The sequence below is a fragment of the Cellulomonas fimi genome (genome assembly GCF_028583725.1).
GTDB lineage: Bacteria > Actinomycetota > Actinomycetes > Actinomycetales > Cellulomonadaceae > Cellulomonas > Cellulomonas fimi_B.
Window position 1 is genome coordinate 786,079 of the sequence record NZ_CP110680.1, and the last position, 26,348, is coordinate 812,426.

The 26,348-nt window shown below is 74.7% G+C and carries 24 protein-coding genes; 19 read left to right on the plus strand and 5 right to left on the minus strand.

From position 1 onward, the window contains the following. Positions 1-25: 25 nt before the first annotated feature. The 3 genes from OOT42_RS03560 to OOT42_RS03570 form a co-directional block, all read right to left on the minus strand. Entirely contained in the window at positions 26-691 is a 666-nt protein-coding gene (locus OOT42_RS03560; protein ID WP_273653578.1) for a pentapeptide repeat-containing protein, read from the minus strand. A 105-nt stretch (positions 692-796) separates the two neighbouring features. After that, positions 797-1,729, minus strand: a complete 933-nt coding sequence (locus OOT42_RS03565) for an aldo/keto reductase (protein ID WP_273653579.1) — start codon at positions 1,727-1,729, stop codon at positions 797-799. 55 nt (positions 1,730-1,784) lie between these two features. Next, positions 1,785-2,549 carry a DUF2599 domain-containing protein gene (locus OOT42_RS03570; RefSeq protein ID WP_273653580.1) on the minus strand — a complete coding sequence of 255 codons (765 nt, stop codon included), beginning with the start codon at positions 2,547-2,549 and terminating at the stop codon, positions 1,785-1,787. 110 nt (positions 2,550-2,659) lie between these two features. Between OOT42_RS03570 and OOT42_RS03575 the strand changes: the two genes are divergently transcribed. Continuing rightward, positions 2,660-4,864, plus strand: coding sequence for a SpoIIE family protein phosphatase (locus OOT42_RS03575; RefSeq protein ID WP_273653581.1), 2,205 nt, complete (start codon positions 2,660-2,662; stop codon positions 4,862-4,864). Positions 4,865-4,871: 7 nt separating this feature from the next. Here OOT42_RS03575 and OOT42_RS03580 read toward each other — a convergent pair whose 3' ends face one another. Both OOT42_RS03580 and OOT42_RS03585 read right to left on the minus strand, forming a co-directional pair. Beyond that, the gene (locus OOT42_RS03580; RefSeq protein WP_273653582.1) at positions 4,872-6,227 is read right to left on the minus strand and encodes a hypothetical protein; all 1,356 of its coding nucleotides are present in this window, start codon (positions 6,225-6,227) and stop codon (positions 4,872-4,874) included. A 100-nt stretch (positions 6,228-6,327) separates the two neighbouring features. Continuing rightward, a complete protein-coding gene (locus OOT42_RS03585) occupies positions 6,328-7,044 on the minus strand; it encodes a hypothetical protein (RefSeq protein WP_273653583.1) in 717 nt (238 codons plus the stop codon). Positions 7,045-7,306: 262 nt separating this feature from the next. On the opposite strand from OOT42_RS03585, the gene purL reads away from it, so the two are divergent. From purL to OOT42_RS03675, 18 genes are all read left to right on the plus strand, one after another. Continuing rightward, positions 7,307-9,682 carry a phosphoribosylformylglycinamidine synthase subunit PurL gene (gene purL, locus OOT42_RS03590; protein WP_273653584.1) on the plus strand — a complete coding sequence of 792 codons (2,376 nt, stop codon included), beginning with the start codon at positions 7,307-7,309 and terminating at the stop codon, positions 9,680-9,682. Between the two features lie 303 nt (positions 9,683-9,985). Continuing rightward, on the plus strand, positions 9,986-11,533 hold the full coding sequence (locus OOT42_RS03595; RefSeq protein WP_273653585.1) for a trypsin-like serine peptidase: 1,548 nt from the start codon (positions 9,986-9,988) through the stop codon (positions 11,531-11,533). 10 nt (positions 11,534-11,543) lie between these two features. After that, positions 11,544-12,536, plus strand: a complete 993-nt coding sequence (locus OOT42_RS03600) for an MvdC/MvdD family ATP grasp protein (RefSeq protein ID WP_273653586.1) — start codon at positions 11,544-11,546, stop codon at positions 12,534-12,536. A 10-nt stretch (positions 12,537-12,546) separates the two neighbouring features. Continuing rightward, positions 12,547-13,881: an NADP-specific glutamate dehydrogenase gene (gdhA, locus tag OOT42_RS03605; protein WP_273653587.1), complete on the plus strand. Its 1,335-nt coding sequence runs from the start codon at positions 12,547-12,549 to the stop codon at positions 13,879-13,881. A gap of 135 nt (positions 13,882-14,016) precedes the next feature. Continuing rightward, a complete protein-coding gene (rsgA, locus tag OOT42_RS03610) occupies positions 14,017-15,099 on the plus strand; it encodes a ribosome small subunit-dependent GTPase A (protein ID WP_273653588.1) in 1,083 nt (360 codons plus the stop codon). A 221-nt stretch (positions 15,100-15,320) separates the two neighbouring features. Beyond that, entirely contained in the window at positions 15,321-15,581 is a 261-nt protein-coding gene (locus tag OOT42_RS03615; RefSeq protein ID WP_423775958.1) for a flagellar FlbD family protein, read from the plus strand. Beyond that, the gene (locus tag OOT42_RS03620; protein WP_273653590.1) at positions 15,581-16,366 is read left to right on the plus strand and encodes a motility protein A; all 786 of its coding nucleotides are present in this window, start codon (positions 15,581-15,583) and stop codon (positions 16,364-16,366) included. The genes OOT42_RS03615 and OOT42_RS03620 overlap by 1 nt, the downstream gene beginning before the upstream one ends. Continuing rightward, entirely contained in the window at positions 16,363-17,262 is a 900-nt protein-coding gene (locus tag OOT42_RS03625) for an OmpA/MotB family protein (protein ID WP_273653591.1), read from the plus strand. Before OOT42_RS03620 ends, OOT42_RS03625 begins: the two co-directional genes overlap by 4 nt. Position 17,263: 1 nt before the next feature. Further along, entirely contained in the window at positions 17,264-17,776 is a 513-nt protein-coding gene (locus tag OOT42_RS03630) for a flagellar basal body-associated FliL family protein (RefSeq protein WP_273653592.1), read from the plus strand. 134 nt (positions 17,777-17,910) lie between these two features. Further along, positions 17,911-18,840 (plus strand): flagellar motor switch protein FliM, encoded by a 930-nt coding sequence (locus OOT42_RS03635; protein ID WP_273653593.1) that lies wholly within the window; start codon positions 17,911-17,913, stop codon positions 18,838-18,840. Then, positions 18,837-19,544, plus strand: a complete 708-nt coding sequence (fliN, locus tag OOT42_RS03640; RefSeq protein WP_273653594.1) for a flagellar motor switch protein FliN — start codon at positions 18,837-18,839, stop codon at positions 19,542-19,544. The genes OOT42_RS03635 and fliN overlap by 4 nt, the downstream gene beginning before the upstream one ends. Next, the gene (locus OOT42_RS03645) at positions 19,544-20,023 is read left to right on the plus strand and encodes a FliO/MopB family protein (RefSeq protein WP_273653595.1); all 480 of its coding nucleotides are present in this window, start codon (positions 19,544-19,546) and stop codon (positions 20,021-20,023) included. Before fliN ends, OOT42_RS03645 begins: the two co-directional genes overlap by 1 nt. Next, positions 20,020-20,769 carry a flagellar type III secretion system pore protein FliP gene (gene fliP / locus OOT42_RS03650; protein WP_273653596.1) on the plus strand — a complete coding sequence of 250 codons (750 nt, stop codon included), beginning with the start codon at positions 20,020-20,022 and terminating at the stop codon, positions 20,767-20,769. Before OOT42_RS03645 ends, fliP begins: the two co-directional genes overlap by 4 nt. After that, entirely contained in the window at positions 20,769-21,041 is a 273-nt protein-coding gene (gene fliQ, locus OOT42_RS03655; protein WP_273653597.1) for a flagellar biosynthesis protein FliQ, read from the plus strand. The genes fliP and fliQ overlap by 1 nt, the downstream gene beginning before the upstream one ends. A gap of 10 nt (positions 21,042-21,051) precedes the next feature. Further along, a complete protein-coding gene (gene fliR / locus OOT42_RS03660) occupies positions 21,052-21,813 on the plus strand; it encodes a flagellar biosynthetic protein FliR (protein ID WP_423775999.1) in 762 nt (253 codons plus the stop codon). A 44-nt stretch (positions 21,814-21,857) separates the two neighbouring features. Further along, complete coding sequence (locus tag OOT42_RS03665; protein WP_423776000.1) at positions 21,858-23,027, plus strand: EscU/YscU/HrcU family type III secretion system export apparatus switch protein; 1,170 nt, start codon at positions 21,858-21,860, stop codon at positions 23,025-23,027. Continuing rightward, positions 23,024-25,081 (plus strand): flagellar biosynthesis protein FlhA, encoded by a 2,058-nt coding sequence (gene flhA / locus OOT42_RS03670; protein ID WP_273653600.1) that lies wholly within the window; start codon positions 23,024-23,026, stop codon positions 25,079-25,081. Before OOT42_RS03665 ends, flhA begins: the two co-directional genes overlap by 4 nt. Further along, a complete protein-coding gene (locus OOT42_RS03675) occupies positions 25,059-26,291 on the plus strand; it encodes a hypothetical protein (RefSeq protein ID WP_273653601.1) in 1,233 nt (410 codons plus the stop codon). Before flhA ends, OOT42_RS03675 begins: the two co-directional genes overlap by 23 nt. Positions 26,292-26,348 lie beyond the last annotated feature (57 nt).

The window sequence follows — 26,348 nt, forward strand, 5'->3', positions numbered from 1 at the left end:
CACGAGGTCGGCCGTGCCGCTCGGGTCAGGCGATGCTGCCGCGCCACGCGGGCGGCGGCCCCGGGTCGTCGGGGACCGTCGCGAGCGTCGCACCGTCCGTGGCCAGCAGGACGACGAGCTCCGGCACCGTGCGCTGGACGGTCGCGCCGTCGGCCGTGAGGTCCACGACGCCGTCGACCGGCCCGACCGTGCCGGCCGCGCCACGGACGGTCGTCGCACCCCAGGTCGAGGCGTCGACCAGCACGGCGTGCAGGTCCGCGCCGGACAGGTCAGCGCCACGCAGGTCGGCACCGCCGAGGTCCGTCCGCACGAGGTACGACCCGCTCAGGTCGGTCTCCGTGAGGTCCGCGCCCGTGAGGTCCGTGCGGACCAGCCACGTCCGGTGCAGCCGCGCGCCGACCGCGCACACGCCCGAGAGGTCGGCCTTGCCGAGGCGCGCGCGCGACAGGTCGGCGCCGCGCAGGTCGGCCCCCGCCAGCAGGGCTCCGGACAGGTCCGCGCCGCGCAGGTCGGCGCGCTGGAGGTCGACGCCGAAGAGGTCCGCGGACGCCAGGTCCGCGCCCCGCAGGTCCGCGCCCGCGAGGTCGGACGCGGAGGCGTCGGACCCGAGGGCGAGACGTGCGCCGTCGGCACCGGACGTGCGCAGCCAGGTGCGGTGCGCCTCCAGACGTGCGGCGAGCGTGTCGCTCACGGTGCTCCTCCCCGGTCGCACCCCACCGCCCGAGCATGCCGGGCGGCGCGGGTACGTGACCAGGGTGCTACCGCAGGGTGGACGCGCGGGAGGCCCTGCGCGCGGTCAGGCCGGCGCGTCGAGGCGGGCCACGAGGTCGGCGTCGAGCGTCAGGCGCGCCCCGGCGACGGCCTCCTCGACCTGCGCGACGCGCGTCGCGCCGACGATCGGGACCACGCCGTGCGCGACGAGCCAGGCGATCACGACCTGGTTCGCCGAGACGCCGAGCTCACCGGCGACCTCGCGCAGCACGGCGAGCCGTGCGGTCGTGCCGGGGTGCTCGAAGAGCTCCTGCATCGGCTTGTCGGGCCGCGTGTACGCCCCGAACATCAGCGTGTTGTACGCCCAGAGCGTCAGGTCGCCCTCCGCCGCGAGGTAGTCGAACGTCTCCGGGGTCGCGAGGGTGTGCCCGCCCTCGGGCAGCCGGACGCCCGGCCGCGGCTGCAGGTAGGTGTGCCGCAGCTGCACCTGCGTGAACGGCGTGACGCCGAGGTCGCGCGCGGTCCGCCGGGCCCGCTCCAGCCGCCACGTCGCGTGGTTGCTCGCGCCGAGGACGCCGACGGTGCCGTCGGCGACGAGCGCGCCGAACGCGCCGACCGTCTCCTCGAGCGGGACCGCGCGGTCCTCGACGTGTGCCCAGTAGACGTCGATCCGGTCGGTGCCGAGGCGCTGGAGCGAGCCCTCGACGGCCGCCCGGATCGCGCGCGCCGACAGGCCCTCGACGTCGTCGAGCGTCCGGTCGCCCGGCGTGCGGGGACGCGCGCCGACCTTCGTCGAGAGGACGACGGCGTCGCGGGTGCCGCGCGCGGCGAGCCAGCGGCCGATGGTCGCCTCGCTCTCGTCGCCGGTGCAGCCGTCCTGCCAGAACGGGTAGTTGTCGGCCGTGTCGAGCCGGGTGCCGCCGAGCTCGACGAACCGGTCGAGGATCGCGAACGAGTCCCGCTCGTCCACGGTGGTGCCGAGGGGGATGGTGCCCAGTGCCAGTCGCAGATCGGTCATGACGACACCGTGCCGCTTCGAGCGCGCTCGAACGCAAGCCCTGCCCGGGGCCGGTCTACTCCGGGTTGCAGCGCGCGGCGATCATCGCGAACGCGTCGACGTCGGGCCGCCACGGCTCGAGGTTCCACTGCGCCTTGTCGGGCGCGCCGAGCATGTGGCACACCAGCTGGTCGCGCATCGTCCGGGAGTCGGCGCGCGGCTCCTGCGCGACGAGCTGCGTCCACGTGAGCTCCTGCGCGGCCAGCCCCGACGCGCGCGCCCAGGCGGTCGGCGTGACGCCCAGCGACTCGCCGCCCTCGCGGTTCCCCCAGTCCAGACCGGCCACCGCGGACGACGCGAGCCACAGGGCGTCCCCGGTGGACGTGCGCACCTCGGCCACGTCCGGTCCGACGGCGTCCGCCGCAGCGCCCGCGAGGCCGCCCACCGGTGTCCCGGCGTCGTCGAGGACGACGACCGTGCCGTCGTCCTGCACCGTGAGCGACCACCCGGCGGGCGCCGCCACGTGCACGGTCCCCGGTCCGACGGTCGCGCGGGCGCTGCCGTCGGCGTCCGCCGTCACGGACACCGTCGTCGGCGGGACCGCCAGGACCGCCAGGGTCACCGCGCCGGAGGTGAGCGGGACGCCCCGGGCGCGGACGTCGGCGGCCTCGGGCGCGACGGGCGGCGACGGGGTCCGAACGGGGGACGTCACGTCGGCCGACGCGCTCGTCTCCGCCGGCGTCGGGGCGGCGTCGTCCGAGCCCTGCGGACCGCACGCGACCAGCGCCAGGAGCAGCGCGGCACCCGCCGGCAGGGCGGCGGTCGGGACGGCGCGGCGCATGTGCCGGACGCTAGCAGCGCGGCCTCACCACCGGTCGCGACGGAGTGCGGACATATGCTGACCCGACGGTGTCCGGACGTGCGGCACCCTCCGCCCGCCGAGGGGGGCCCGTGCCGGTCCGTGAGCCCACCGACGACGACGCGCCCGTCGCGTCCGTCGAGTGCCGCGACGGCGTCGTCCACCCGGACGGTGTCGACGAGGTCGCGCGCGCCCTCGAGGGCGAGCGGATGCGCTGGCAGCTCGCGGTGTCCGCGGGCGAGGTCGGCGGGTTCGACTGGGACCTGGTGACCGGCCGGCTCGAGTGGGACGACCAGCTCCACGCCATCTTCGGCATCCCGCGCGAGCAGTTCGGCGGCACGATCGAGCACTTCTCGGCGGCCCTGCACCCCGACGACGTCGCGCGCGTCGGTCAGGCGCTGCGCCGCGCGATCGCCACCTGTGCGGAGTACGCCGCCGAGTACCGCGTCGTGCGCCCCGACGGCACCGTGCGCTGGGTGCAGGCGCGCGGCAGGGCCCTGAGCGGACCGGACGGCTCGGCCGTGCGCGTGCTGGGCGCGGCCTACGACACGACCGACCGGCGCGACGCGGACGCCCGCATCTCGCGCGTGCTCGAGACGATGTCGGCGGCGTTCTTCCTGCTCGACGACGCGTGGCGGTTCACCTACGTCAACGCCGAGGCCGAGGTGCTGCTCGCGCGGCCCCGGTCGGAGCTGCTGGGCGGCGTCCTGTGGGACCTGTTCCCCGACGCGAACGGCTCGGCCTTCGAGGAGAACTACCGGGGCGCGGTGCGCACCGGCGAGCCGCGCACGTTCGAGGCGTACTACCCGGCGCCGCTGGATCGCTGGTACGAGGTGCGGGCGTGGCCGGGCACCGACGGCCTCTCGGTCTACTTCTCCGACTGCACCGAGCGTCGCCGCTCCCAGGACGAGGCGCGCCGGGCGCGCGACCGCGCCGAGACCGAGCGCCGCGCGGCCGAGTGGGCGCGGCAGCGTGCGGAGGTCGGCCAGGCGCGCCTGCGGCTGCTCGCGGAGGTCGGCGACGACCTCGCGTCCACGCTCGACACCGAGGACGCGGTCGCGCGGCTCGCGCGGCACCTGGTGCCGAGCCTCGCCTCCTGGTGCCTCATCACGCTGTCGAGCGACCAGCGCCACCTGCGCGACATCGCGAGCTGGCACGGCGACCCGGCGCGCCGCGAGACCGTCGCCCGCTACGCGCGGCTGCGCCTGAACTCGCTCGACCCGTCGTCGTACCTGTACCGCGCGCTGCGCACCGGCGAGGTCGTGGCGGTCCCCGACGCGACCCGCTCGATCTCCGAGGTGCTGTCGGTCGGGGAGGCGCGGGCCGTGCTCGGCGAGCTCGCACCGGAGAACGCGTACGCGATCCCGATGCGCGCGCGCGGCCGCACCGTCGGCGCGATGACCCTCTTCCTCGACGCGGAGCGGCGCGACCTCACCGAGGACGACCTGGCGATGCTCGTGCAGCTCGCGGACCGGGCCGGGCTCGCGCTCGACAACGCGCGGCTCTACGAGGAGCAGCGCCAGATGGCGGAGTCGCTCCAGCGTGCGCTGCTGTCCGCGCCCGTCCAGCCCGACGGTCTGCGCGTCGTCGTGCGGTACCTCCCCGCGTCGCGCGCGGCCCAGGTCGGCGGCGACTGGTACGACGCCTTCCTGCAGCGCGACGGCTCGACGGTCCTCGCCGTCGGCGACGTGATCGGGCACGACACGCAGGCCGCGGCGGCGATGAGCCAGGTCCGCACGCTGCTGCGCGGCATCGGCTACACGGCGGGTGCCGCGCCGGCGACGATCCTGCGCGACCTGGACGAGGCGATGCACGGGCTGCGCGTCGACACGATGGCGACGGCCGTCGTCGCGCGGTTCGAGCCGGCCGGCACGGCGGAGGGGTCGGGCGCGCGGCGGCTGCGGTGGTCCAGCGCCGGGCACCTCCCGCTCGTCGTGGTCGCGCCCGACGGGACGGCGCGTGCGCTCGACGTGGGCCGGCACGAGCTGCTGCTCGGGGTCGGCCGGGGGACCGAGCGTGGCGAGCACGAGGTCCTGCTGGAGCCCGGCAGCGTGCTGCTGCTCTACACCGACGGGCTCGTCGAGCGCCGCGGGGAGCACCTGTCGCACGGCGTGGCGCGACTGTGCGACGTCCTCACGCAGACGTGGGCGGGCGAGCCGGGCGACGACGACGAGCGCCTGGGACGCGTCGTCGACGGCGTGGTCACGCGCATGCTCGACGGCCACGCCGACGACGACGTCGCGGTGCTCGCGGTGCACGTGCTCCCGCCGGACGCCGCCGTCGGCGGGGTGCGCTAGCGCCGGGTCAGGGCACCTGGACGCCGGCGGCCCCCGCCCAGGTCCGCCAGTCGTTGAGCCGCTGCCACCCGCGTTGCGCCTCCTCCAGCAGGCTGGGCGGGATGGGTCGGATCTTCCCGAGCGCCGTGGCCCCCTCGACGATCGCGTCGAGGTTCCCGGCGATGAGCTGCGCGAAGGCGTCGACCAGGGCCGCGTTCGCGGGATCGGTCAGGCGGCCGACGATCGCGTCGATCTGGGCTGTCCCGGCGGCCGTCGGGTGCGGCACGAACGTCCAGACGCTCGCGACGAGCGCGTCGGTGCGCTCCGGTGTCATCGCGGGGGCGCCCGTGCCGGCGACGGCCGCGAGGTTGGCGTTGGACTGCGCCACCGCGGCGGCGGCGATCCGCTGCGTGTCGGGCGACCGTGCGAGGGTCCCGTCGCCGGACAGCCGCCAGGTGTCGCCGCGGTCGTTGGCGACGTCGAGGCCCCCGACCGAGGCATCGCCCGCGAGGCCGTTGAGGACGTCGTGGACGACCTTGGCGATGCTGTTCGGCACCAGCTCCGGCTTGGCCTCGGAGACGCCCTTGAGGAAGCGCTCGAACATGCCCTGCGTGTCGAAGTCCAGGTGCAGCGGCGTCGAGTTCTCCTCGTAGCGCGACATCGTCGCGACCACGCCGGGGATCGCCCACGCGCGTGCGGCGACCGCGGACAGGAACGCGTCCGCGTCGGTGAGGCGGGCGGCGAAGCGTGCCATGACGTCCGCCTTGTTCACGACGTGCCCGGCGGCGAACGCGTCGGTCAGGAAGTGGCCGGCGAAGCTGTTGTGCCGCTGGGCGACGTCGGGGTGCCCCAGCGCCGACTCCCACAGCGCGCGGGAGTGGCCGGCGACGAACGCCGCGCGGTGGTCGGCCGTGCTGGTGCCGCTGACCGGCACGAGCGCCGCGTTCGGGGGGCCGAAGTGCGCCTGGTTGGCCGTCGCGAGCTCGAGGTAGCGCCCGCCCGTGGCGCGCTGCCAGTCGGCCGTGCCGGCACCGCCGCGCCGGATCGCGGCGAGCACGTCGCGGACCTGCTGCGGGTGGGCCTCCATCTGGTCGACGCCGGTGAAGAAGTCACCCATCGTGATCATCTCGCCCTGCGTCATGTCGATCCCGGCGACGGTGACGCGTGTCCCCGGCGCACCCAGCGTCGCGTGCTCCTCGGTCTCGTAGCGCTGGACGACGGTCGCACCCGACCGGGCCGCGAGGAGCCCTGCGACCGCACGGTTGCCCGCGGCGCGCTGCAGCGCGGGCAGCCCGTCGACGGCGCGGGGCCGGGGGCGGGCAGCCGCCGCAGCGGGGGCCGCGCGGCTCGTCCTTCCCACGGCGCGCGGGAGGTCGCGGCGCATGGGGTGATTGTCCAGCGCTGCTCGGCACGCGTACAGCGAGCGTGCCCGTCCGCGCAGGCCGGCTGCCCGGCCGGCGGCGCGGTCGGGCAGCCTGTCGGACTCAGGCGCGGTGCGCGGGCCGTGGACGGTGCGAGCGGCGGTGGAGGGACCGCAGGACGACGCCGGCCGCGACGGCCGCGGTGCCGACGCCGAGGACGGGCACGAGCAGCGCGCTCCCGGTGAGCGCGAGCGCCCCGCCCGGGGAGTCGTCGCCGGCGCTGAGGACCTCGGACTGCACGACGGACGCGCTCGACGTCGGTCCCGGCGTCGCGACCAGCGCGGCGCCGCTCACGGTCGGGCTGGGCGTGGGAGCGGGTGCCGCGGTCTCGTGCGGCGCGGGCGGCGCGGCCTCGGGCGGGCCGGCCGGGACGGCGGGCATGGGCTCGACGGGTTCCGCCGTCGTCGGGGCGTCGGTGCACGCCGGCCGCTGGCCGCCCTCGCCGAAGTGCTCGTTGTACCCGCTGACCTCGACCCACGTGACGCAGTACCGGTCGGGGAGCCCGAGCTCGGTCCACGCGAGCCCCGTCCTGCCCGCGAACGCCCCCTGCGCGGTCGCGGCCTGGACGTGGAGCTGCGCGGCGAGCGTCTGGCCGTCGACGACGTACCGGACGTTGACGTGGTCGTGCTCGACGAACGTCCGGCCGGCGGGCAGCGAGAGCCCGTCGGCGGTGACGGTGTACGGCGTCGGGTCGTCGGACCCGCCCGCGAACGCGGCGGCCGCGCTCCCCGCGACCAGCAGGCAGGACAGCGGGACGACGGCGACGGCGCGGCGGAGCATCGGACCTCGGTGACGGATCGGCGTGTGGACGGCGTGCGGGACCGACCCTAGGCGGCAGCCGGACATCACGGACGAACCGGGCGATGAGAGTCCGGTGAGAACCTGCACGTCAGACGCGTGCGGGCTGCGACCGCCGGCGACGACCGCGCCGCCCTGGACGGCCGCCGGGCCGCCGCGCCGCCGCGGGTACCCTGGTGCCCGTCTGCCGACCCCGCCGCGGTCCGGCGTCCCGCCGCCGTCCGCGCCCCCACCGAGGGAATCGATGACCACCGCATCCCCCCGCACCGCGCCCACGACCGACACCGTCGAGCACGCCGCCGCGACGCCCGACCAGGAGCAGCCGTTCGCCGAGCTCGGGCTCAAGCCGGACGAGTACCAGCGGATCCGCGACATCCTCGGCCGCCGCCCCACGGCTGCCGAGCTCGCGATGTACTCCGTGATGTGGTCGGAGCACTGCTCCTACAAGTCCTCCAAGACGCACCTGCGCCAGTTCGGCGACAAGACGACGCCCGCGATGAAGGAGCACCTGCTCGTCGGCATCGGGGAGAACGCGGGCGTCGTCGACATCGGCGACGGCTGGGCGGTCACGTTCAAGGTCGAGTCGCACAACCACCCGAGCTACGTCGAGCCCTACCAGGGCGCGGCCACGGGCGTCGGCGGCATCGTGCGCGACATCATCTCGATGGGCGCGCGGCCGGTCGCCGTGATGGACCAGCTGCGGTTCGGCGCGGTCGACCACCCCGACACGGCGCGCGTCGTGCACGGGGTCGTCGCGGGCGTCGGCGGCTACGGCAACAGCCTCGGCCTGCCGAACATCGGCGGCGAGCTCGTCTTCGACGCCTCCTACCAGGGCAACCCGCTGGTCAACGCCCTGTGCCTCGGTGTGCTGCGGCACGAGGACATCCACCTGGCCAACGCGTCGGGTGCGGGCAACAAGGTCGTGCTGTTCGGCGCGCGCACGGGCGGCGACGGCATCGGCGGCGCGTCGATCCTCGCCTCCGAGACGTTCGACGACACCAAGCCGTCGAAGCGCCCGTCCGTGCAGGTCGGCGACCCGTTCATGGAGAAGGTGCTCATCGAGTGCTGCCTCGAGCTCTACGCGGCGCAGGTCGTCGAGGGCATCCAGGACCTCGGCGCGGCCGGCATCTCGTGCGCGACGAGCGAGCTCGCGTCGAACGGTGACGGCGGCATGCACGTCGACCTCGAGAACGTCCTGCTGCGGGACCCGACGCTCACGGCCGGCGAGATCCTCATGTCGGAGTCGCAGGAGCGCATGATGGCGGTCGTCGCGCCCGACAAGCTCGACGCGTTCCTGGCCATCACGGGCAAGTGGGACGTCGAGACCGCCGTGATCGGCGAGGTCACCGGCACGGGCCGCCTGACGATCGACCACCACGGCCAGCGCATCGTCGACGTCGACCCGAAGACCGTCGCGCACGAGGGCCCGGTCTACGACCGCCCGTACGCGCGGCCGGCCTGGCAGGACGCGCTCAACGCCGACTCGGTGGCCGACGAGCAGCGGTTCGCGCGCCCGTCGACGCCCGCCGACCTGCGCCAGACCGTCCTGCGGCTGCTCGCGAGCCCGAACCTCGCCGACAAGTCGTGGGTGACGAACCAGTACGACCGGTTCGTGCAGGGCAACACCGCGCTCGCGCAGCCCGACGACTCGGGCGTGATCCGCGTCGACGAGACGACGGGCCTCGGCGTCGCGCTCGCGACCGACGCGAACGGCCGCTACGGCAAGCTCGACCCGTACACGGGCGCGCAGCTCGCGCTCGCGGAGGCGTACCGCAACGTCGCGACCACGGGTGCCCGGCCGCTCGCGGTCACGGACTGCCTCAACTTCGGCAGCCCCGAGCACCCGGACTCGATGTGGCAGCTCGTCGAGGCGATCCGCGGCCTCGCGGACGCGTGCCAGGAGCTCGAGGTCCCGGTCACGGGCGGCAACGTCTCGCTCTACAACGGCACGGGCGAGCCCGGGAAGATCGACTCGGCCATCCACCCGACGCCCGTCGTCGGCGTGCTCGGCGTGCTCGACGACGTCGCGGACGCGGTGCCGTCGGGCTGGACGACGCCGGGCCAGGCCGTCTACCTGCTGGGCGAGACGCGCGCGGAGCTCGACGGCTCGGCGTGGGCCGACGTCGTGCACGGGCACCTCGGCGGGACCCCGCCGCGCGTCGACCTCGCCGCGGAGCGCCGGCTCGCCCAGGTGCTGGTCGCCGCCGCGCGTGACGACCTGGTCGACGCGGCGCACGACCTGTCCGAGGGCGGCCTCGCGATCGCCCTGGTCGAGTCGTCGCTGCGGTACGGCACGGGCGTGCAGGTCGACCTGGACGCGCTGTGCGCGCGCGACGGCGTGACCCCGTTCGAGGCGCTCTTCGCGGAGTCGCAGGGGCGCGTGCTCGTCGCCGTCCCGCGCTCGGAGGAGGTCCGTCTGCTCGACCTGTGCACCGCGCGCGGCGTGCCGGCCCTGCGGCTGGGCGAGACCGCGGAGACCTGCGCGCCGGGTGCGGGGACGCCGGTCGACGACGCCGACCACGAGCACGCGCCCGCGGTCGAGGTGCGCGGCCTGTTCACGCTGCCGCTGTCCGAGGCCCGTGCGGCCTGGTCGGCGACGCTCCCGTCGTACTTCGGCTGACCCGCCGCTCCCCGTCGCGACGCCCGCGCCCGCCTCGTGCGGCGCGGGCGTCGTCGTCCCCGCCGGCGATGCGGACGGCACGCCACTGCACCGGGGGGCGTGCCGTCCGCGCGCAGGGTGTGCGCGCGCCCATGAAACAGCAGGCCGCGGTGCCGAATCGTTTCCGGGACGTGCCGCGTGCGGCTTCTCACCCGGAGGTCGCGCGGGCGACCGGGGCCCGCGAGGCGTATCGGTGGCGTCGGGCACGGCTCCTTCCACTACGGCGCGGCAGGGGGACTGTCGCCGACCCGAAGGAGCACGACCATGCCAGCGAAGAAGAAGCCGGCGGACCTCGGCGGCGACGGGTTGTTCCCGCCGCATCTCGAGGACCTGCCGGGGCAGGAGACCCGCGACGCCGGGGAGCGCGTGCCGTACGCCGAGGTGCTGCGGTCCATCTGCGGCGCGACGGACGACTCGCAGGAGGTCGAGCAGTACGACGGCACGCTCGGTGTGACCGTCGCGTTCGTCAACGCCCACGAGCGACCCGTCGTGCAGGTGCAGTGGAACAGCAACCTGGCGGCGACGTTCACCAACCCGGGGAACGTCAACGGCGTCCGGTGGGGGACCGGCACGCTCATCGGCCCGGACCTCGTCCTCACGTGCGGCCACCTGTTCGACCCGGACCCGAACGGCTGGACGATCCCGCGGCAGAACGGCACGAGCACGCCGCTGTCGCCGCAGCAGGCCGCGACGGCCATGCACGTCAACCTCAACTACCAGGTCGACGCGGGCGGCACGCTCCAGGCGGAGCAGTCGTTCGCGATCACGCAGCTCGTCGAGTACCGGCTCGGCGGCCTCGACATGGCGCTGTTCCGCGTCGCCGGGAACCCCGGCAACACGTACGGCTGGTCGGAGTTCGGCACCACCAACCCCGCGGTCGGCGACATGCTCGCGATCATCGGCCACCCGGTGGGTGCGCCCAAGCGCATCGAGGCGGGACCGGCCACCCAGGTCACCGCGACCACCATCCGGTACGCCGACATCGACACGCTCGGCGGCAACTCCGGCTCCGGCATCCTGCACTCGCCGTCGGGACGCGTCGTCGGCGTGCACACCAACGGCGGGTGCACCGCGTCGGGCGGCAGCAACTCGGGCGTCGCGATCGCGGCGATCGTCGCGGCGTCGCCCACGCTGCAAGGGCTCACGCCGAGCTCCAGCACGGGTCTCGGACTCGACCTCTCGACCCCGCTCGCGAGCGACGTCACGGGCACGCTGCTGTCGGCCGACACCGCCGGCGGCACGGACACGGGCTTCCTGCAGGACACCCTCGGCACGCCGATCGCGCAGGACATCGCGACCACCGTCGCGGCCGACACGGCGACGCCGAAGATCCAGGACCTCATCGGCACGCCGCTGTCGCAGGACCTCGCGACGACGCACGCGACCGACGTCGGCACCGCGACGCTCCAGGACCACCTCGGCACGCCGCTCGCGCAGGACCTCGCGACACCCGTCCAGCGGGACAACCTCACGTCGCTCAACCGCGACACGCACATCGCGCTCGACGCGGGCACGCCGGTCGCGATCGACTCGGGCGCGGCGGACCAGCCCGGCACGCTGTTCGCGGCGGACGTCGGCATCCTCAACCCCGGCGGGACCGTCGTGAACCCGGGGCTGACGGGTGGCCTCGTCGGCGGGCAGCGACCGTTCGTGCAGGCCGGGCCGTACATCTCGCTCGGTCAGGACGAGGGCGGCGACACCGTGCTCGGCGCGGTGCTCGCCGAGCTCGAGGCGCTCATCGCGACCCAGACGCAGGTCCTCGCCTCGCTCCAGGCGCTCTACGCGACCCTGGCCGGCGAGGCGGACGGCTGACGAGGCCGACGTGATCGGCATCGTCTCCCACGCGGGCGACCTGCACACGCAGACCGTGGCCCGGCACCTCGACCAACGAGGTGCCGGGCACCGCCTGCTCGACACGTCGCGCGTGCCCACGTCGGCCGCGCTCACCACCCGGCAGCGTCCCGACGGGACGTGGACGGGCACGTGGGCGGACGCCGACGGCACGCTCGACCTCGCGGACGTCGGCGCCGTCTGGTGGCGTCGCCCGCAGCCGTTCGTCCTGCACGACGAGGTGACGCGCCCGCACGACCGCGGGTTCGCGCACGGCGAGTGCGCCGCGATGGTCGCGGGCCTCTGGGCGTGCATGGACGCGGAGTGGGTCAACGACCCGGACCGCGACGAGGCGGCGTCGCGCAAGATGCGGCAGCTCCAGCTCGCCGCGCGGCTCGGGCTGCGGGTCCCGCGCACGTGCATGACGAACGACCCGGAGCAGGCGCGCGACTTCGTCGGCTCGGAGCCGGCGGGCGTCGTCTACAAGTCGTTCTCCGCGACACCGCGCACGTGGCGCGAGACCCGGCCCGTGCGCCCGGAGGACGTCGAGATGATCGACGCGGTGCGGTTCGCGCCGGTGATCTTCCAGGAGCTCGTGCCGGGCGGGCGCGACGTGCGGGCGACCGTCGTCGACGGGCAGGTGTTCGCCGCGGAGATCCGCGCCGACCGGTCCGCGTACGAGTTCGACTTCCGGATCGACACGATGAACGCGCCGATCGGCACGCACCGGCTGCCCGACGACGTCGAGCGCCGGCTCGTGGACCTCGTCACGTCGCTCGGGCTGCGCTACGGCGCCGCCGACTTCCGCGTGGCCCCCGACGGCGAGCACGTGTTCCTGGAGGTCAACCCCGCGGGGCAGTGGCTGTTCGTGGAGCTCGCGACCGGGCTGCCCATCTCCGCGGCGCTCGCCGACCTGCTCGTCCGCCTCGACGACCGTCCCGCGGACCGTGAGACGGTTGCCTCACGCACAGGTGTCGCCGTGTGACCATGACCCCATGAAGGAGCAGCTCGCCGACATCCTCGACCAGGTCCTGCGACGCAACCCCGGGGAGCGCGAGTTCCACCAGGCCGTCCGGGAGGTGTTCGAGAGCCTCGAGCCCGTCCTGCGCAAGAACCCGCAGTACGTCGACGCGGCCGTGCTCGAGCGCCTGTGCGAGCCCGAGCGCCAGATCATCTTCCGCGTGCCGTGGGTCGACGACGAGGGGCGCGTGCAGATCAACCGCGGCTTCCGCGTCGAGTACAACTCGGCGCTCGGCCCGTACAAGGGCGGACTGCGGTTCCACCCGTCGGTGTACCTCGGCATCGTCAAGTTCCTCGGCTTCGAGCAGGTGTTCAAGAACTCGCTCACCGGCATGCCGATCGGCGGCGGCAAGGGCGGCTCCGACTTCGACCCGCGCGGCCGCAGCACGGGCGAGGTCATGCGGTTCTGCCAGTCGTTCATGACCGAGCTCTACCGCCACCTCGGCGAGCACACCGACGTGCCCGCGGGCGACATCGGCGTCGGCGGCCGCGAGATCGGCTACCTGTTCGGCCAGTACAAGCGCATCACCAACCGCTGGGAGGCCGGCGTCCTCACCGGCAAGGGCCTCTCGTGGGGCGGCTCGCTCGTCCGCACCGAGGCCACCGGCTACGGCACCGTGCTGTTCGCCGAGCGCATGCTCGCGACCCGCGGCGCGTCCTTCGACGGACGTCGCGTCGTCGTCTCCGGCGCCGGGAACGTCGCGCAGTACGCGATCCAGAAGGCGCAGCAGCTCGGCGCGCACGTCGTCGCGTGCTCCGACTCCACCGGCTACGTGCTCGACGAGCGCGGCATCGACCTGCCGCTGCTCCAGCAGGTCCGCGAGGCCGAGCGCCTCCCCGTGTCCGTCTACGCCGAGCGCCGCGGCGCGACGTTCGTGCCCGGCCGCCGCGTGTGGGAGGTCGGCGCCGAGGTCGCGCTGCCGTGCGCGACGCAGAACGAGCTCGACGAGGACGACGCCGCCGCGCTCGTCCGCTCCGGTGTCCTCGCGGTGTCCGAGGGCGCCAACATGCCGACGACGCCCGCCGCCGTCGCGCTGCTCACCGAGGCGGGGGTGCTGTTCGCGCCCGGCAAGGCCGCCAACGCCGGCGGCGTCGCGACGTCCGCGCTCGAGATGCAGCAGAACGCGAGCCGCGACGCCTGGACGTTCGAGTACACCGAGCAGCGCCTCGCGGGGATCATGCACGGCATCCACGACCGCTGCCTCGCGACCGCCGACGAGTACGGCGCACCCGGGAACTACGTGCTCGGCGCCAACATCGCGGGCTTCACCAAGGTCGCCGACGCGATGCTCGCCCTCGGCGTGGTCTGACCGCAGGCCCGCGGACCGGGCGACGACCCGCCGACCACGGCCGGTCGGCGGAGCCGGACGTCGGACGGCGCGAGGGCGGTCCCCGGGCCTCGAAATCCGTGGCCGCCCGTCGCGGGCGCGCCTACCGTCGGCCCGATGACGACCGAACCGGACACGATCCCCGCGGGGGCCGTGCGCGTGGTCCGCGCCGACCGGGGCGCGGTCCTCGTGCTGCCCGCGCAGGCGCTCGCGCCGTACGACGAGCGCCCGGCCGAAGCCCCCGACCAGACCGACGAGCCGCGCCGCGTCCCCCTCGACCGCGACGGCTGCGTCGCGAGCGACGAGGGCCGCACACCCCCGACGGTCGGGGACTGGCTGCTCCTCGACGACACCCCCGACGGCCCGCGCGTCGCGACGATGCTCCCGCGGACCACCGCGCTCGTGCGCGACACCGCGGGCGAGACCTCCCGGACCCAGGCGCTCGCCGCGAACGTCGACGCGGTCCTCGTCGTCGAGCACCTCGACCCGGACCCGGACCTCGGCCGCGTCGAGCGGCTCCTCACGCTGGCCTGGCGGTCGGGCGCCCGGCCGGTCGTCGTGCTCACCAAGGCGGACCTGGTGCCCGACCCCGACGGCATGGCCGCCGACGTCGCGCGCGTCGCGCTCGCGGTCGAGGTGCACGCGGTGTCGGCGCAGGACGGGCGCGGGCTCGACGGGCTCCGTCAGGACGTCCTGCGACCGGGACACACGCTCGTCGTCGTCGGGCCGTCGGGCGCGGGCAAGTCGACGCTGGTCAACGCGCTCGCCGGACGGCCGGTCATGGACGTCGGCGACCGGCGCTCGGACGGCAAGGGCCGGCACACCACGACGCACCGCGAGCTCGTCCCGCTGGCCGACGGCGCGATGCTCGTCGACACCCCCGGGATCCGCGGCGTCGGCGTGGTGGCCGACCCCGACGCGCTCGACGCCACGTTCTCCGACGTCGCCGCGCTCGCGGCGGCCTGCCGGTTCTCCGACTGCCGGCACGAGCAGGAGCCCGGCTGCGCGGTCCGTGCGGCCCTCGAGTCCGGCGACCTCGCGCCGCGGCGGCTCGACTCGTTCCGTCGCCTGGAGCGCGAGGCCGCCTACCAGGCGCGCCGCGTCGACGCCCGCCTCGCCGCCGAGGAGCGCGCGCGGTGGAAGAAGATCACCAAGGAGTACCAGCGCGGCACGCGCGGACCGGGCCGCCCCCGGTCCTGACGCGCGCGCGACCGGCCCGTGACCGGCGGGTCACCGCTCCTGACCAGGGCGAGCGCGACGGATCGCGGGCAAACCCTCACACCTCCGGGACCCCGACCGATCAGAGGAGCACAGGGCCCACGGACGGGCCCGGGGCGGCGTCAGCCGCCTGCAGGACCGGGTGACCAGGGACGGGTACCGCTGTGATCGTCGTGACGCGCCTCAACGGAGGACAGATCGGGGTGAACCCCGACCTCGTCCAGCGCATCGACTCCGCGCCGGACACGATCCTCACGCTCATCGACGGGACGAAGTACATCGTCACCGAGTCGCTGCCCGAGGTCATCGACCGCATCAACGAGCACCGGGCGTCGATCCTCGCCCGGGCGCGCGAGATCCAGTCGTCGCCGCACATCGAGCTCGTCCCCGACCTCGAGGACGACGACCCGACCGCGCAGGCGCCGATCGCGCCGGCGGTGCCGCTGCGACCGAGGAGCGTGTGATGGACCCGGCCGGCATCATCGGGATCGTCGTCGCGCTCGTCGCCATCTTCGGCGCGATGATCCTCGAGGGCGCGGACCCCATGTCCGTCATGCTGCCCGCGCCGCTGCTGCTGGTGTGGGTGGGCACGATCGGGGTCGGTCTCGCCGGGCACACGCTGCGGGACGCGAAGGAGTCGTTCGCGGCCGTCCCGCGCGCGCTGCGCAGCGGCATCCCCGACCCGTCCGACACCGTCGACACGCTCGTCAGCCTCGCCGACCGGGCGCGCCGCGAGGGCCTGCTCGCGCTCGAGGACGCGGCCCGCACGATCGACGACCAGTTCCTGCGGGCGGGGCTGCAGGCCGCGATCGACGGCACAGACCCCGAGGACCTGCGCATGATCCTCGAGGACAAGATCGCCACGAAGCGCACGCGCGAGCGCGCGCACGCCAAGTACTTCCAGGACATGGGCGGCTACGCGCCGACCATCGGCATCATCGGCACGGTCATCTCGCTCGTGCACGTGCTGGAGAACCTCGCCGAGCCCGCCACGCTCGGCCACTCGATCGCAGCCGCGTTCGTCGCGACGCTCTGGGGCATCCTCTCCGCGAACGTCGTCTGGCTGCCGCTGTCGACGCGCATCCGCCGCATCTCCGACCTGGAGTGCACGCAGATGGAGATGACGCTCGAAGGGCTGCTGTCGGTCCAGGCCGGCGCGAACCCGCGGCTCGTCGGCGAGCGCCTGCGCAGCCTGCTGCCCGACGCGCCCGAGGGCAAGGACGCCAAGGCGAAGTCGAGGGCCGCGTGAGCGCGGGTCGGCGGCCGCGCCGGCACGTCGAGGAGGAGCACGTCAACCACGAGCGCTGGCTCGTGAGCTACTCCGACATGATCACGGTCCTCATGGCGCTGTTCATCGTGCTGTTCGCGATCAGCCAGGTGGACCAGGAGAAGTACATCGCGCTGCGTGACTCGCTCGCCGCGGGCTTCATGGACACGACGACGTCCCCGTCGGTGCTCGACGGCACGTCGGGCAACCTCGACGGCGCGACCGTGCACAAGGACACGACCCCGGCCGACGGGTCCGCGGGCATGGTGAGCGCCGACAGCGGGCTCGGCCTGCAGGCGGCCGACCCGATGGTCCCGCAGACGCAGACGCCGCAGGAGTCGGTCGACCCGGCGGTCCTCGCGGCCGCGCAGGCGGAGGCCGCGCACCTGCAGGACCTGCAGGCGCGCATCATGCAGGCGCTCGCGGCGAACGGTCTGGACAGCGCGGTGCGCATGCGGATCGACGAGCGCGGCCTCGTGCTGGGGCTCGTCGCCGACGACGTGTTCTTCGCCCCGGCGCGCGCCGAGCTCACCGACACCGCGAACCGCGTCCTCGACGTCGCGGCGCCGCTGCTCGTCGGCATCGGCGAGAACATCTCGGTCGAGGGCCACGCCAACGTCATCCCGGTCTCCGGGCGGTACGCGACCAACTGGGAGCTGTCGTCCGACCGGGCCACCCAGGTGCTGCGGCACCTCGTCGAGGTCGACGGCATGCCGGGCAACCGGATCATGGCCGTCGGGTTCGGCGACACGCGCCCGCTCGTCGCGGGCGACAGCCCGGAGGCGATGGCGGCGAACCGCCGCGTCGACCTCGTCGTCCTCAGCAACGCCCCGGACCAGGTCCGGGCGCTGCTGCCGTCGCTGACCCAGGGAGGCTGACGTGCCCATCGAGCAGCGGGTCATCTCCGGCCCGAAGATCGGCGCCAAGATCGGCGCGAACTCCTCGGCCACGCCCCCGCCGGCGCCCGAGCCGGAGCCGAAGAAGCGGCGCATGCCGTCGAAGAAGCTCCTGGTCATCGGCGCCGTCGTCGTCGTGCTGGCGGCCGCGGCAGGCGCGTGGTTCCTGTTCTTCCAGGGCGACGGCGCTCCCGTCGAGGAGCCCGCGCCCGAGGCGGGCAGCGTCCTGCAGGTCGAGCCCATCAGCCTCAACCTGGCCGACGGGCACTACCTGCGCCTCGGACTCGCGCTGCAGCTCACCGCGGACGCGCACGAGACGCCCGACCCGTCGCGCGCGCTCGACCTGGCGATCGAGCTGTTCTCGGGCCGGTCGGTCACCGAGATCTCCGACCCCGCCAGCCGTGCCGCGCTGAAGGACCAGCTCGCGCACCAGCTCGTCGAGGCGTACGAGGGCGAGGTGATGGACGTCTACCTGACGAACTACGTCACGCAGTAGGCCGGCCGCCGCCGGCGACCCAGGGCACCACGGAGGGTGCCCGCACCGCCCCGCAGTCCGTCGCACGAGGCGACGGAGGGGATGAAGTCAGGGGTTTCGCTCAGCACCCCTGCGCGCCCGCCGATAGGGCGGTCGTGACACCCCTTGCGCCGCAGCCCGCCCGTCGGGTGCGCACCGCCGAGCCCGAGCCGTACGACTTCCGTCGACCGCTCACCCTCGCCCGGGAGCACGCGCGCCACCTCGAGATGGCGTTCCAGCGGCTCGCCCGGCAGTTCGCGACCCAGCTCACCGCCCGCCTGCGCGTCGTCAGCCAGGTGACGTTCGAGGACCTGGAGCTGCGGACCTACGACGAGTACGCGGGCGGACTGCCGTCGCCCACCGCGATGGTCCTGTGCACGCTCGAGCCGAGCCGTCAGCCCGCCGTCCTGCAGATGCCCGTCGGTGCCGCGCTCGTCTGGATCGACTACCTGTTCGGCGGTGACGGCCGCGGCGACGAGCGCGAGGGCCGCGAGCTCACCGAGATCGAGTGGACCCTCGTCAAGGACGTCCTGCAGCACGCGATCGGCGACCTGGACTACGCGTTCGCGGGCCTCACGTCGATGTCCGCGACGCTGCGCTCGGTCCAGTACAACCCGCAGTTCGTGCAGGTCGTCGCCGCGCAGGAGACCGTCCTCGTCGCCGCCTTCCTGCTGCGCGTGGGCGACCGCGAGGACCGCATGACGCTCATGCTCCCGTCCGACCTGCTGCTCGGGGCGCTGCGCTCGTCCGAGGGCGCCGACGCGCGCTCCGACGAGGAGCGCCGCGCGGTCGTCACCGCGCAGGGCGACCTCGAGCGGGCCGTGCACGGCGTGCCGGTCGACGTCTCGGTCCGGTTCCGGCCCGTCACCGTGCACCCGCGCGACGTCCTCGACCTCGCCGTCGGCGACGTGCTGCCCCTGTCCCACCCGTCGACCGACCCGCTGGACGTGGTCGTCGACGGGATCGTGCTCGCCCGTGGCGCCGCCGGCACCCACGGGCCCCGACTGGCCTGCCAGGTCGTCACCGTCGAGGAGATCCCCGCATGACCCAGACCACCGACGCCCTCACGGGGCAGACCGCCGCCGACGCCGCGGCCGCCCTGGTGCCCTCGGCGCTGCCGCTCGCCGCGGTCGGCGCGTCGCACCGGGACATCCCCGCGGGCGCGACGGCGCTCGTCGCGTCGTTCGTCGGCTCGCCCAGCGCGGAGCTCGTCCTCGTCGCGGGTGACGCGGTCACCGAGGCCGTCGCGTCGTCGAGCGTGCCGCTCGAGCTCGCGGACGCGCTGCGTCCCGCGCTGGAGGCGGCGTCGCGCACGCTCGGCGCCGGCGTCCTGGAGACGGTCCGGCCCGCGCCGGTCGCGGAGGTGCTCGCCGACGACGCCGACGTGTTCGCGCTGGCCGCCGAGGGCGCCGCGCCCGCCGCGTGGTTCGCGGTGCGCGTGCGCAGCCCCAAGGTCGCCGAGCCGACGACGACGCAGGTCCCGACGCCGCGCACGAACCTGCGCATGCTCTACGACGTCGAGATGACGCTCACCGCCGAGATCGGCCGCACGCGCCTGTCCGTCAAGCAGGTGCTCGACCTCGCGCCCGGTGCGGTGCTCGAGCTCGACCGCACCGCGGGCAGCCCCGCCGACGTGCTCGTCAACGGGCGGCTCGTCGCACGCGGCGAGGTCGTCGTGGTCGACGAGGTGTACGGCATCCGCGTCACCGAGATCGTGGCCGGCTCGGACACGGGCGGCACGGTCGACTGATGGACTCGGTCATGCTGCTCCTGCGCGTCGCCCTGTCGCTCGCGGCCGTCGTCGGCCTCGTGTGGTGGGTCGGCCGTCGGTGGGGGGCGGGGCGCGCCGCGGGCAGCGGGCGCTCCAAGGAGCCGCAGGTCCAGGTCGTCGGGCGGCAGTCGGTCGGCCGGCACGCCGGGGTCGCCGTCGTCGCGGTCGGGTCGCGCCGCCTGCTCGTCGGGTACGGCGAGCAGCAGGTCACGTTCCTCACCGAGCTCGCGCCCGTCGTCGAGGTGCACGCGCCGCCCGCGGCGGCACCCACCAAGCCGGCGCCCGTCGCGAAGAAGGTCGTCGACCCCGACGTGCCCCGCCCCCGCCCCGCGGCGGACCCGGGCCTCGACCTGCCGCTCGCGGACGTCAAGCACGGCGCGCTGCACGGCTCGGTGCTCGACCCGGCGACCTGGCGGCAGGCCGTGCGCACGCTGCAGGACCGCACGGTGCGCCGATGAGCCTCGCCAGCACGCTCGCCGTCACCTGGTTCGCCCCGACGCCGCCCACGGCGCCGGACGCGCCCGCCGTCGGCGACACCGTGACCGTCGCGGTCAACGGCATCAACGGCACGCCCAGCAGCTCGATCGTCGTGCTGCTCGCGATCACGCTGCTGTCCGTCGCGCCCGCGCTGCTGCTCATGACGACGAGCTTCACCAAGATCTTCGTCGTCCTGTCGTTCACCCGGAACGCGCTCGGCCTGCAGGGCGTCCCGCCCAACCAGGTGCTCGCGGGTCTCGCGCTCTTCCTCTCCCTGTTCATCATGGCGCCGACCGTGAGCGACGTGAACGCGATCGGTGTCCAGCCCTACCTCGACGGGTCGCTGACCTTCTCGCAGGCCGTCGACGCGGGCTCGGGCCCGCTGCGCGAGTTCATGCTGAGCCACACGCGCGAGCAGGACCTCGCGCTGCTCACGCGCGCCGCGCAGCAGGAGAACCCCGCGTCGCCCGAGGACGTGCCGTTCACGACGCTCGCCCCGGCGTTCCTGCTCTCCGAGCTGCGGTCCGCGTTCATCATGGGCTTCGTCATCTTCGTGCCGTTCCTGGTCATCGACCTGGTCGTGTCGGCGTCGCTCATGTCGATGGGCATGATGATGCTGCCGCCCGTGATGATCTCCCTGCCGTTCAAGATCCTGCTGTTCGTCCTGGTGGACGGCTGGGGGCTGGTGGTCACGTCCCTCGTGGGCTCCTACGTGGGGAGCGGCTGATGGACACCACCGCGGTCCTCGACGTCGGCGTCGACGCGCTCGTCCTCGCTGCCAAGCTCGCCGCACCCGTGCTGGTCACGGCGCTCGTCGTCGGGTTCGTCGTCTCCCTGCTGCAGTCCGTGACGCAGATCCAGGAGGTCACGCTCAGCTTCGTGCCCAAGGCGATCGCCGCCGCGGTCGCGCTCGTCGTGTGCGGGCACTGGATGATCTCCGAGCTCGTCACGTTCACGCACGAGCTGTTCGACCGCATCCCCGCGCTCGTCGGCGGCTGACGTGGACCCGATCAGCATCGCCCTGCCCGTCGGGGCGGTGGAGACGACGATGCTCGCGAGCGTGCGCGTCGCCGCGTTCCTCGTGATCGCGCCGCCCTTCTCGCAGCGGGCCGTGCCGGCGACGATCAAGGTCGCCCTCGCGCTCGGGATCGCGCTCGCGGTGTCGCCGCGGCTCGACCCGTTGCCGTCCGACACGACGCCCGCGTTCGTCGGGTCGCTCGTCGGGCAGGCCGTCATCGGTGCCGCGCTCGGGTTCCTCGTCTCGCTGGTGTTCTCCGCGGTGCAGTCCGCGGGCTCGCTGATCGACCTGTTCGGCGGGTTCCAGCTCGCGACCGCGTACGACCCGATGAGCCAGACCAGCGGCGGCCCGTTCGGGCGGCTCTACCAGACGACCGCGATGGTGCTGCTGTTCGCGTCCGACGGGTACCAGCTGGTGCTCGCCGGGCTGGTGCGCACGTTCGACGCGCTGCCGCTCGGCGCGATGCTCGACCCGGCCGCGCTCGGGCACACGCTCACCGACGGCCTCACGCAGATGTTCCTCGCGGCGCTGCAGATCGCCGGGCCGCTCATCGTCGTGCTGTTCCTCGCCGACGTCGGCCTCGGTCTGCTCACGCGGGTCGCGCCTGCGCTCAACGCGTTCGCGATGGGCTTCCCGCTGAAGATCCTGCTGACCCTGGTCTTCGGCTCGCTCGCGTTCCTCGCGCTGCCCACCGTCATGGAGGCGCTGACGGGACGCTCGGTCGAGCAGATGCTGGGGGTGGTCGTGCCGTGAGCAGCGACGGGCAGGACAGGACCGAGAAGGCCACCCCGCAGCGGATGAAGGAGGTCCGCCGCAAGGGCGGCCTCGGCCGGTCGCAGGACCTCGCCGCGTGGGTCGGCCTCGGCGCCGCGGCCGCGGTGCTGCCGCTCGTGCTCGACAACGGCAAGGCGGCCGCGCTCGGGCAGCTCGCGGTCGTGCGCGACGCCGCGCTCGACCCGGACGGGACCGACGTCGCGCAGGTCCTCGGCGACGGCCTCATGACCGTGATCACGACGCTCGCCCCGCTGTTCGTGGTCGGTGTCCTCGCGGCGATCGCGGTCAGCGCCGCGCAGGGCGGCATCCACCTGCACCGCCTGCGCTTCCACGCCGACCACCTCAAGCCGAAGGGCGTCGCGTCGCGGCTCGTCGGCGGGCAGGCGTGGTGGCAGGGCACCAAGACGCTGCTCAAGACGGCGGCCGTCGCGCTCGTCCTGCTGGTCGCGCTCCAGGCGCTCGTGCCGACGCTGCTCGCGTCGGGGCGGCTGCCGCTGTCGCACCTGCTCGGCATCGCCGCCGACGGCACCTCGACGCTCCTGCGCACCGGCATCGCCGCGGGCGTGCTCCTGGCGGTCGCCGACGTCGCCGTCGTGTGGCGCCGCAACCGCAAGCAGACCCGCATGACGCTCCGTGAGGTCAAGGAGGAGCACAAGCGGACGGAGGGGGACCCGATGCTCAAGGGCGCGATCCGCTCGAAGCAGCTGTCGATGAGCCGGAACCGGATGATGGCCGAGGTCGCGAACGCGGACGTCGTGCTCGTCAACCCCACGCACGTCGCCGTCGCGCTGCGCTACGAGCCGGGCACGGGCGCGCCGCGCGTCGTCGCGAAGGGCGCCGGGGCGGTCGCCGCGCGCATCCGGTCCGCCGCGTCCGACGCACGCGTCCCGATGGTCGAGGACGTGCCCCTCGCGCGCGCCCTGCACGCCGCGTGCGAGCTCGGCCAGGAGATCCCCGCGCACCTGTTCACCGCGGTCGCGCGCGTCCTCGCGTTCGTCATGGCCCTGCGCCGCCGCGGCGCCGCGTCCGGCCAGCACCGCGTCCCCGGCGGCTCGACGCTGCCCGCCGACGACACCACCGACCACCGCGCCGCGGCGCGGGCCGCCGTGCGCGACGCCGCGCGCGCCGGCCGCCGGCCCGCCGGCCCCACCGACCCCGCTGAGACCTCCACCGGTCAGGAGACCACCCGATGAAGTCCCGGTCCATCGCGCCCATGGCGGTGCCCGCCGGCGTCGTCGGCATCGTGCTGCTGCTCGTCGTGCCGCTGCCCGCCGCGCTGCTCGACGTGCTCATCGCCGTCAACATCACCGCGTCGCTCGTCATCCTGCTGACGTCCATGTACGTCAAGCGGCCGCTCGACTTCTCGGTGTTCCCGTCGCTGATCCTCGTGTTCACGCTGTTCCGGCTCGGCCTCAACGTCGCCTCGACGCGGCTCGTGCTGCGCGACGGCTACGCGGGCCAGGTCATCGAGGCGTTCGGGCACTTCGTCATCGGCGGGTCGCTCGTCATCGGCCTCGTGATCTTCCTCATCCTCGTGGTCATCCAGTTCGCGGTCATCACGAACGGTGCGGGGCGCGTCGCGGAGGTCGGCGCGCGCTTCACGCTCGACGCGATGCCCGGCAAGCAGATGGCGATCGACGCCGACCTCAACTCGGGTCTCATCGACGAGGACGAGGCGCGCCGCCGCCGCGCGGACGTCGCCGCCGAGGCCGACTTCTACGGCGCCATGGACGGTGGCTCGAAGTTCGTCAAGGGCGACGCGATCGCCGGCATCGTCATCACGGTCATCAACCTCGTCGGCGGCTTCGTCATCGGCATGGTGCAGATGGGCATGTCCGCGGGCGACGCGCTCCAGCGGTTCAGCCTGCTGACCATCGGTGACGGCCTCGTCACGCAGATCCCCGCGCTGCTGCTGTCCGTGTCCACCGGCATCGTCGTCACGCGGGCGACCGCCGAGGGCGACATGGGCACGGCCGCCGCGAAGCAGCTCGGCCAGTCGCGCACCGCGCTGCTCATCGCCGGCGGCGGGGCCGTCGCGCTGGCGCTGCTCCCCGGCATGCCGAAGCTGCCGTTCATGCTCGTCGGCGCGACGCTGATCCTCGTGGCGCAGCGGGTCAAGGCCCGCGAGACGCGCGAGGCCGCCGCCGCGCTCGCCAAGCCCGCGGCGTCCGTCGCCGCGCCGCCCGCGGACACCCCCGAGCAGCTCATCGAGGACATGCGCGTGCACACCCTCGAGATCCTGCTCGCACCCGACCTCGTCGACCTCGTCGGCTCCGGACCCGACCAGGACCTGCTCGCGCGCGTGCGCGGCCTGCGCCGCAAGACCGCGATGGAGCTCGGCATCGTCGTCCCGCCCGTCCGCACCCGCGACTCCGTCGACCTGCCGCGCGCCACCTACGTCGTGAAGATCGCCGGGGTCGAGGTCGGTCGGGGTCAGGCGCCCGCCGGCTCGATGCTCGCGCTCGGCGACGACCTCGGTGCCCTGCCGGGGACCGTCGTGCACGAGCCCGTGTTCGGCCTGCCCGGCAAGTGGGTGCCGGCCGAGCTGCGGCACGCCGCCGAGATGTCCGGCGCGACGGTCGTCGACCGCGTGTCCGTGCTCATCACGCACCTCGGCGCGCTCATCACGCAGAACGCGGCCCGGCTGCTCGGCCGCGAGGACGTGCGCGTCCTCACCGAGTCGGTCAAGAAGGTCAACCCCTCGGTCGTCGAGGAGCTCGTCCCGTCGTTGCTGTCGCTCGGCGAGGTGCAGCGGGTGCTGCAGGGCCTGCTCACCGAGGAGGTGCCGATCCGCGACCTCGGGCGCATCTACGAGGCGCTCGCGCTGCGTGCGAAGCAGTCGACCGACGCCGAGGGGCTCGTCGAGGCCGCGCGCGCCGCGCTCGGGCCCGCGCTCGCCGCGCAGTACGCGCAGGACGGGACGCTGCGTGTCCTCACGCTCGACCCGGGCCTCGAGCAGTCGTTCGTCGAGGCGCTGCGTCCCGGCGACGGTGGCACCCAGCTGCTCGTCGACCCGTCGCGCGTCGAGTCCGTGCTGCACCAGCTGCGCACCGCCGTCACCGAGGTCGAGGCCGACGGGCGCGCGGTCGTGCTCGTCTGCGCGCCCGTCGTGCGGCCCGCGCTGCGCCGGCTCGTCGCGCTCGGCCTGCCGCGCCTGCCCGTCCTGTCCTACGCCGAGGTGACCGGTGGCGGCCTGACCGTCGAGACCGTGGGGGTGGTGCGCGGTGACCACGCGATTGCTGCTTGAGGGCACCAGCCTCGCCGAGCTCATGGCGCACGTGCGTGCCGAGTTCGGGCCGCAGGCGCGCGTCGTGCGCGCCGAGCGCGTGCGCACCGGCGGGATCGGCGGCTTCTTCGCGCGCGAGCGGTACGAGATCACCGTCGACGTCCCGCCGCCGCCGGAGGCCCGGCCCGCCGCGCTGCGCGCCGTGCCCGCCGGCGGGCTGCCCGCGCTGCTCGCCGCCGCGGACGAGGCCGACGAGGTCGGGGGTGCCGTCGCGGAGGCGGCGGCCGCGGCCGGCGGTGGTGCGGACGCCGACGACCGGGACGGGCCGTCGTTCGAGCACGTCCTGGAGCAGGTGCGTGCCGTGACCGCCGACCCGCTGCCCGACCCCGGGCTGGCCGCCCCGCCCGCCGCCCGTGCGCTCCAGGCCGTGTCGCCGCGTGCCGCGGTCGCCGAGCCCCTGCCTGATGTGCCCTCCCCGCGTGCGCCCGTCGACGCCGTGCCCGTCACGTTCCCCGTCGCGTCCGCACCCGTCGTGGGCGCACCCGTCGCGCCCGCGCCGTCCGACCCGTCCGAGGACGCGGCCGACCTGCGCACCGCGCTCGCCGAGATCGGGGTCCCCGCGAGGCTGCTCGACCGCGAGCGCGTCACGCTGTCCGCCGTCCTCGCGGACGTCCCGCCCGCGCCGCAGCCGCCGCGCACCGCCGGGTCCGTGCTCGTCGTCATCGGCGCGGACGACGACGCCGACGCTGCCGCCGTGCTCCTCGCCGAGCGCCTGCGCCTGCCCGCCGAGGCCGTCCGCCTCGCCGGAGCGCCGAACGGTCGCGGTCGCGGCCGGGGCCGCACGCCGGGCCGGATGTCGAGCGCCGAGCAGGTCACCGCGTGGCGTTCGGGTGCGTCGGCCGCGGAGCATCCGTGGGTCGTCGCGCTCACGGTCGGCGCCGACCCGGAGGACCGCGAGCTCGCCCGGTCACTGCTGGCGGCGTCCGACGCCGACCAGGTGTGGGCCGTGCTGGACGCGCGTACGCGCACCGCCGACGCGCGCCGCTGGCTGCGGTCGGTCACGCCCCACGTCGACGCGGTCGCCATGCGTGGGTTGCTCGACACGGCCGAGCCGGGCGCCGCCCTGGCCGTCGGCGTGCCCGTCGCGTGGATCGACGGCGTCCCCGCGACGCCGGTCGCGTGGGCCGCGGCGCTCAGCCAGGCCCTCGGCGACCGGGCCCGCTGGGACTGACCGCGCGGACCGGTCGTCGGGCGGGGCCGGCCGCCGGCCCTCGTTCAGACGGCCGGG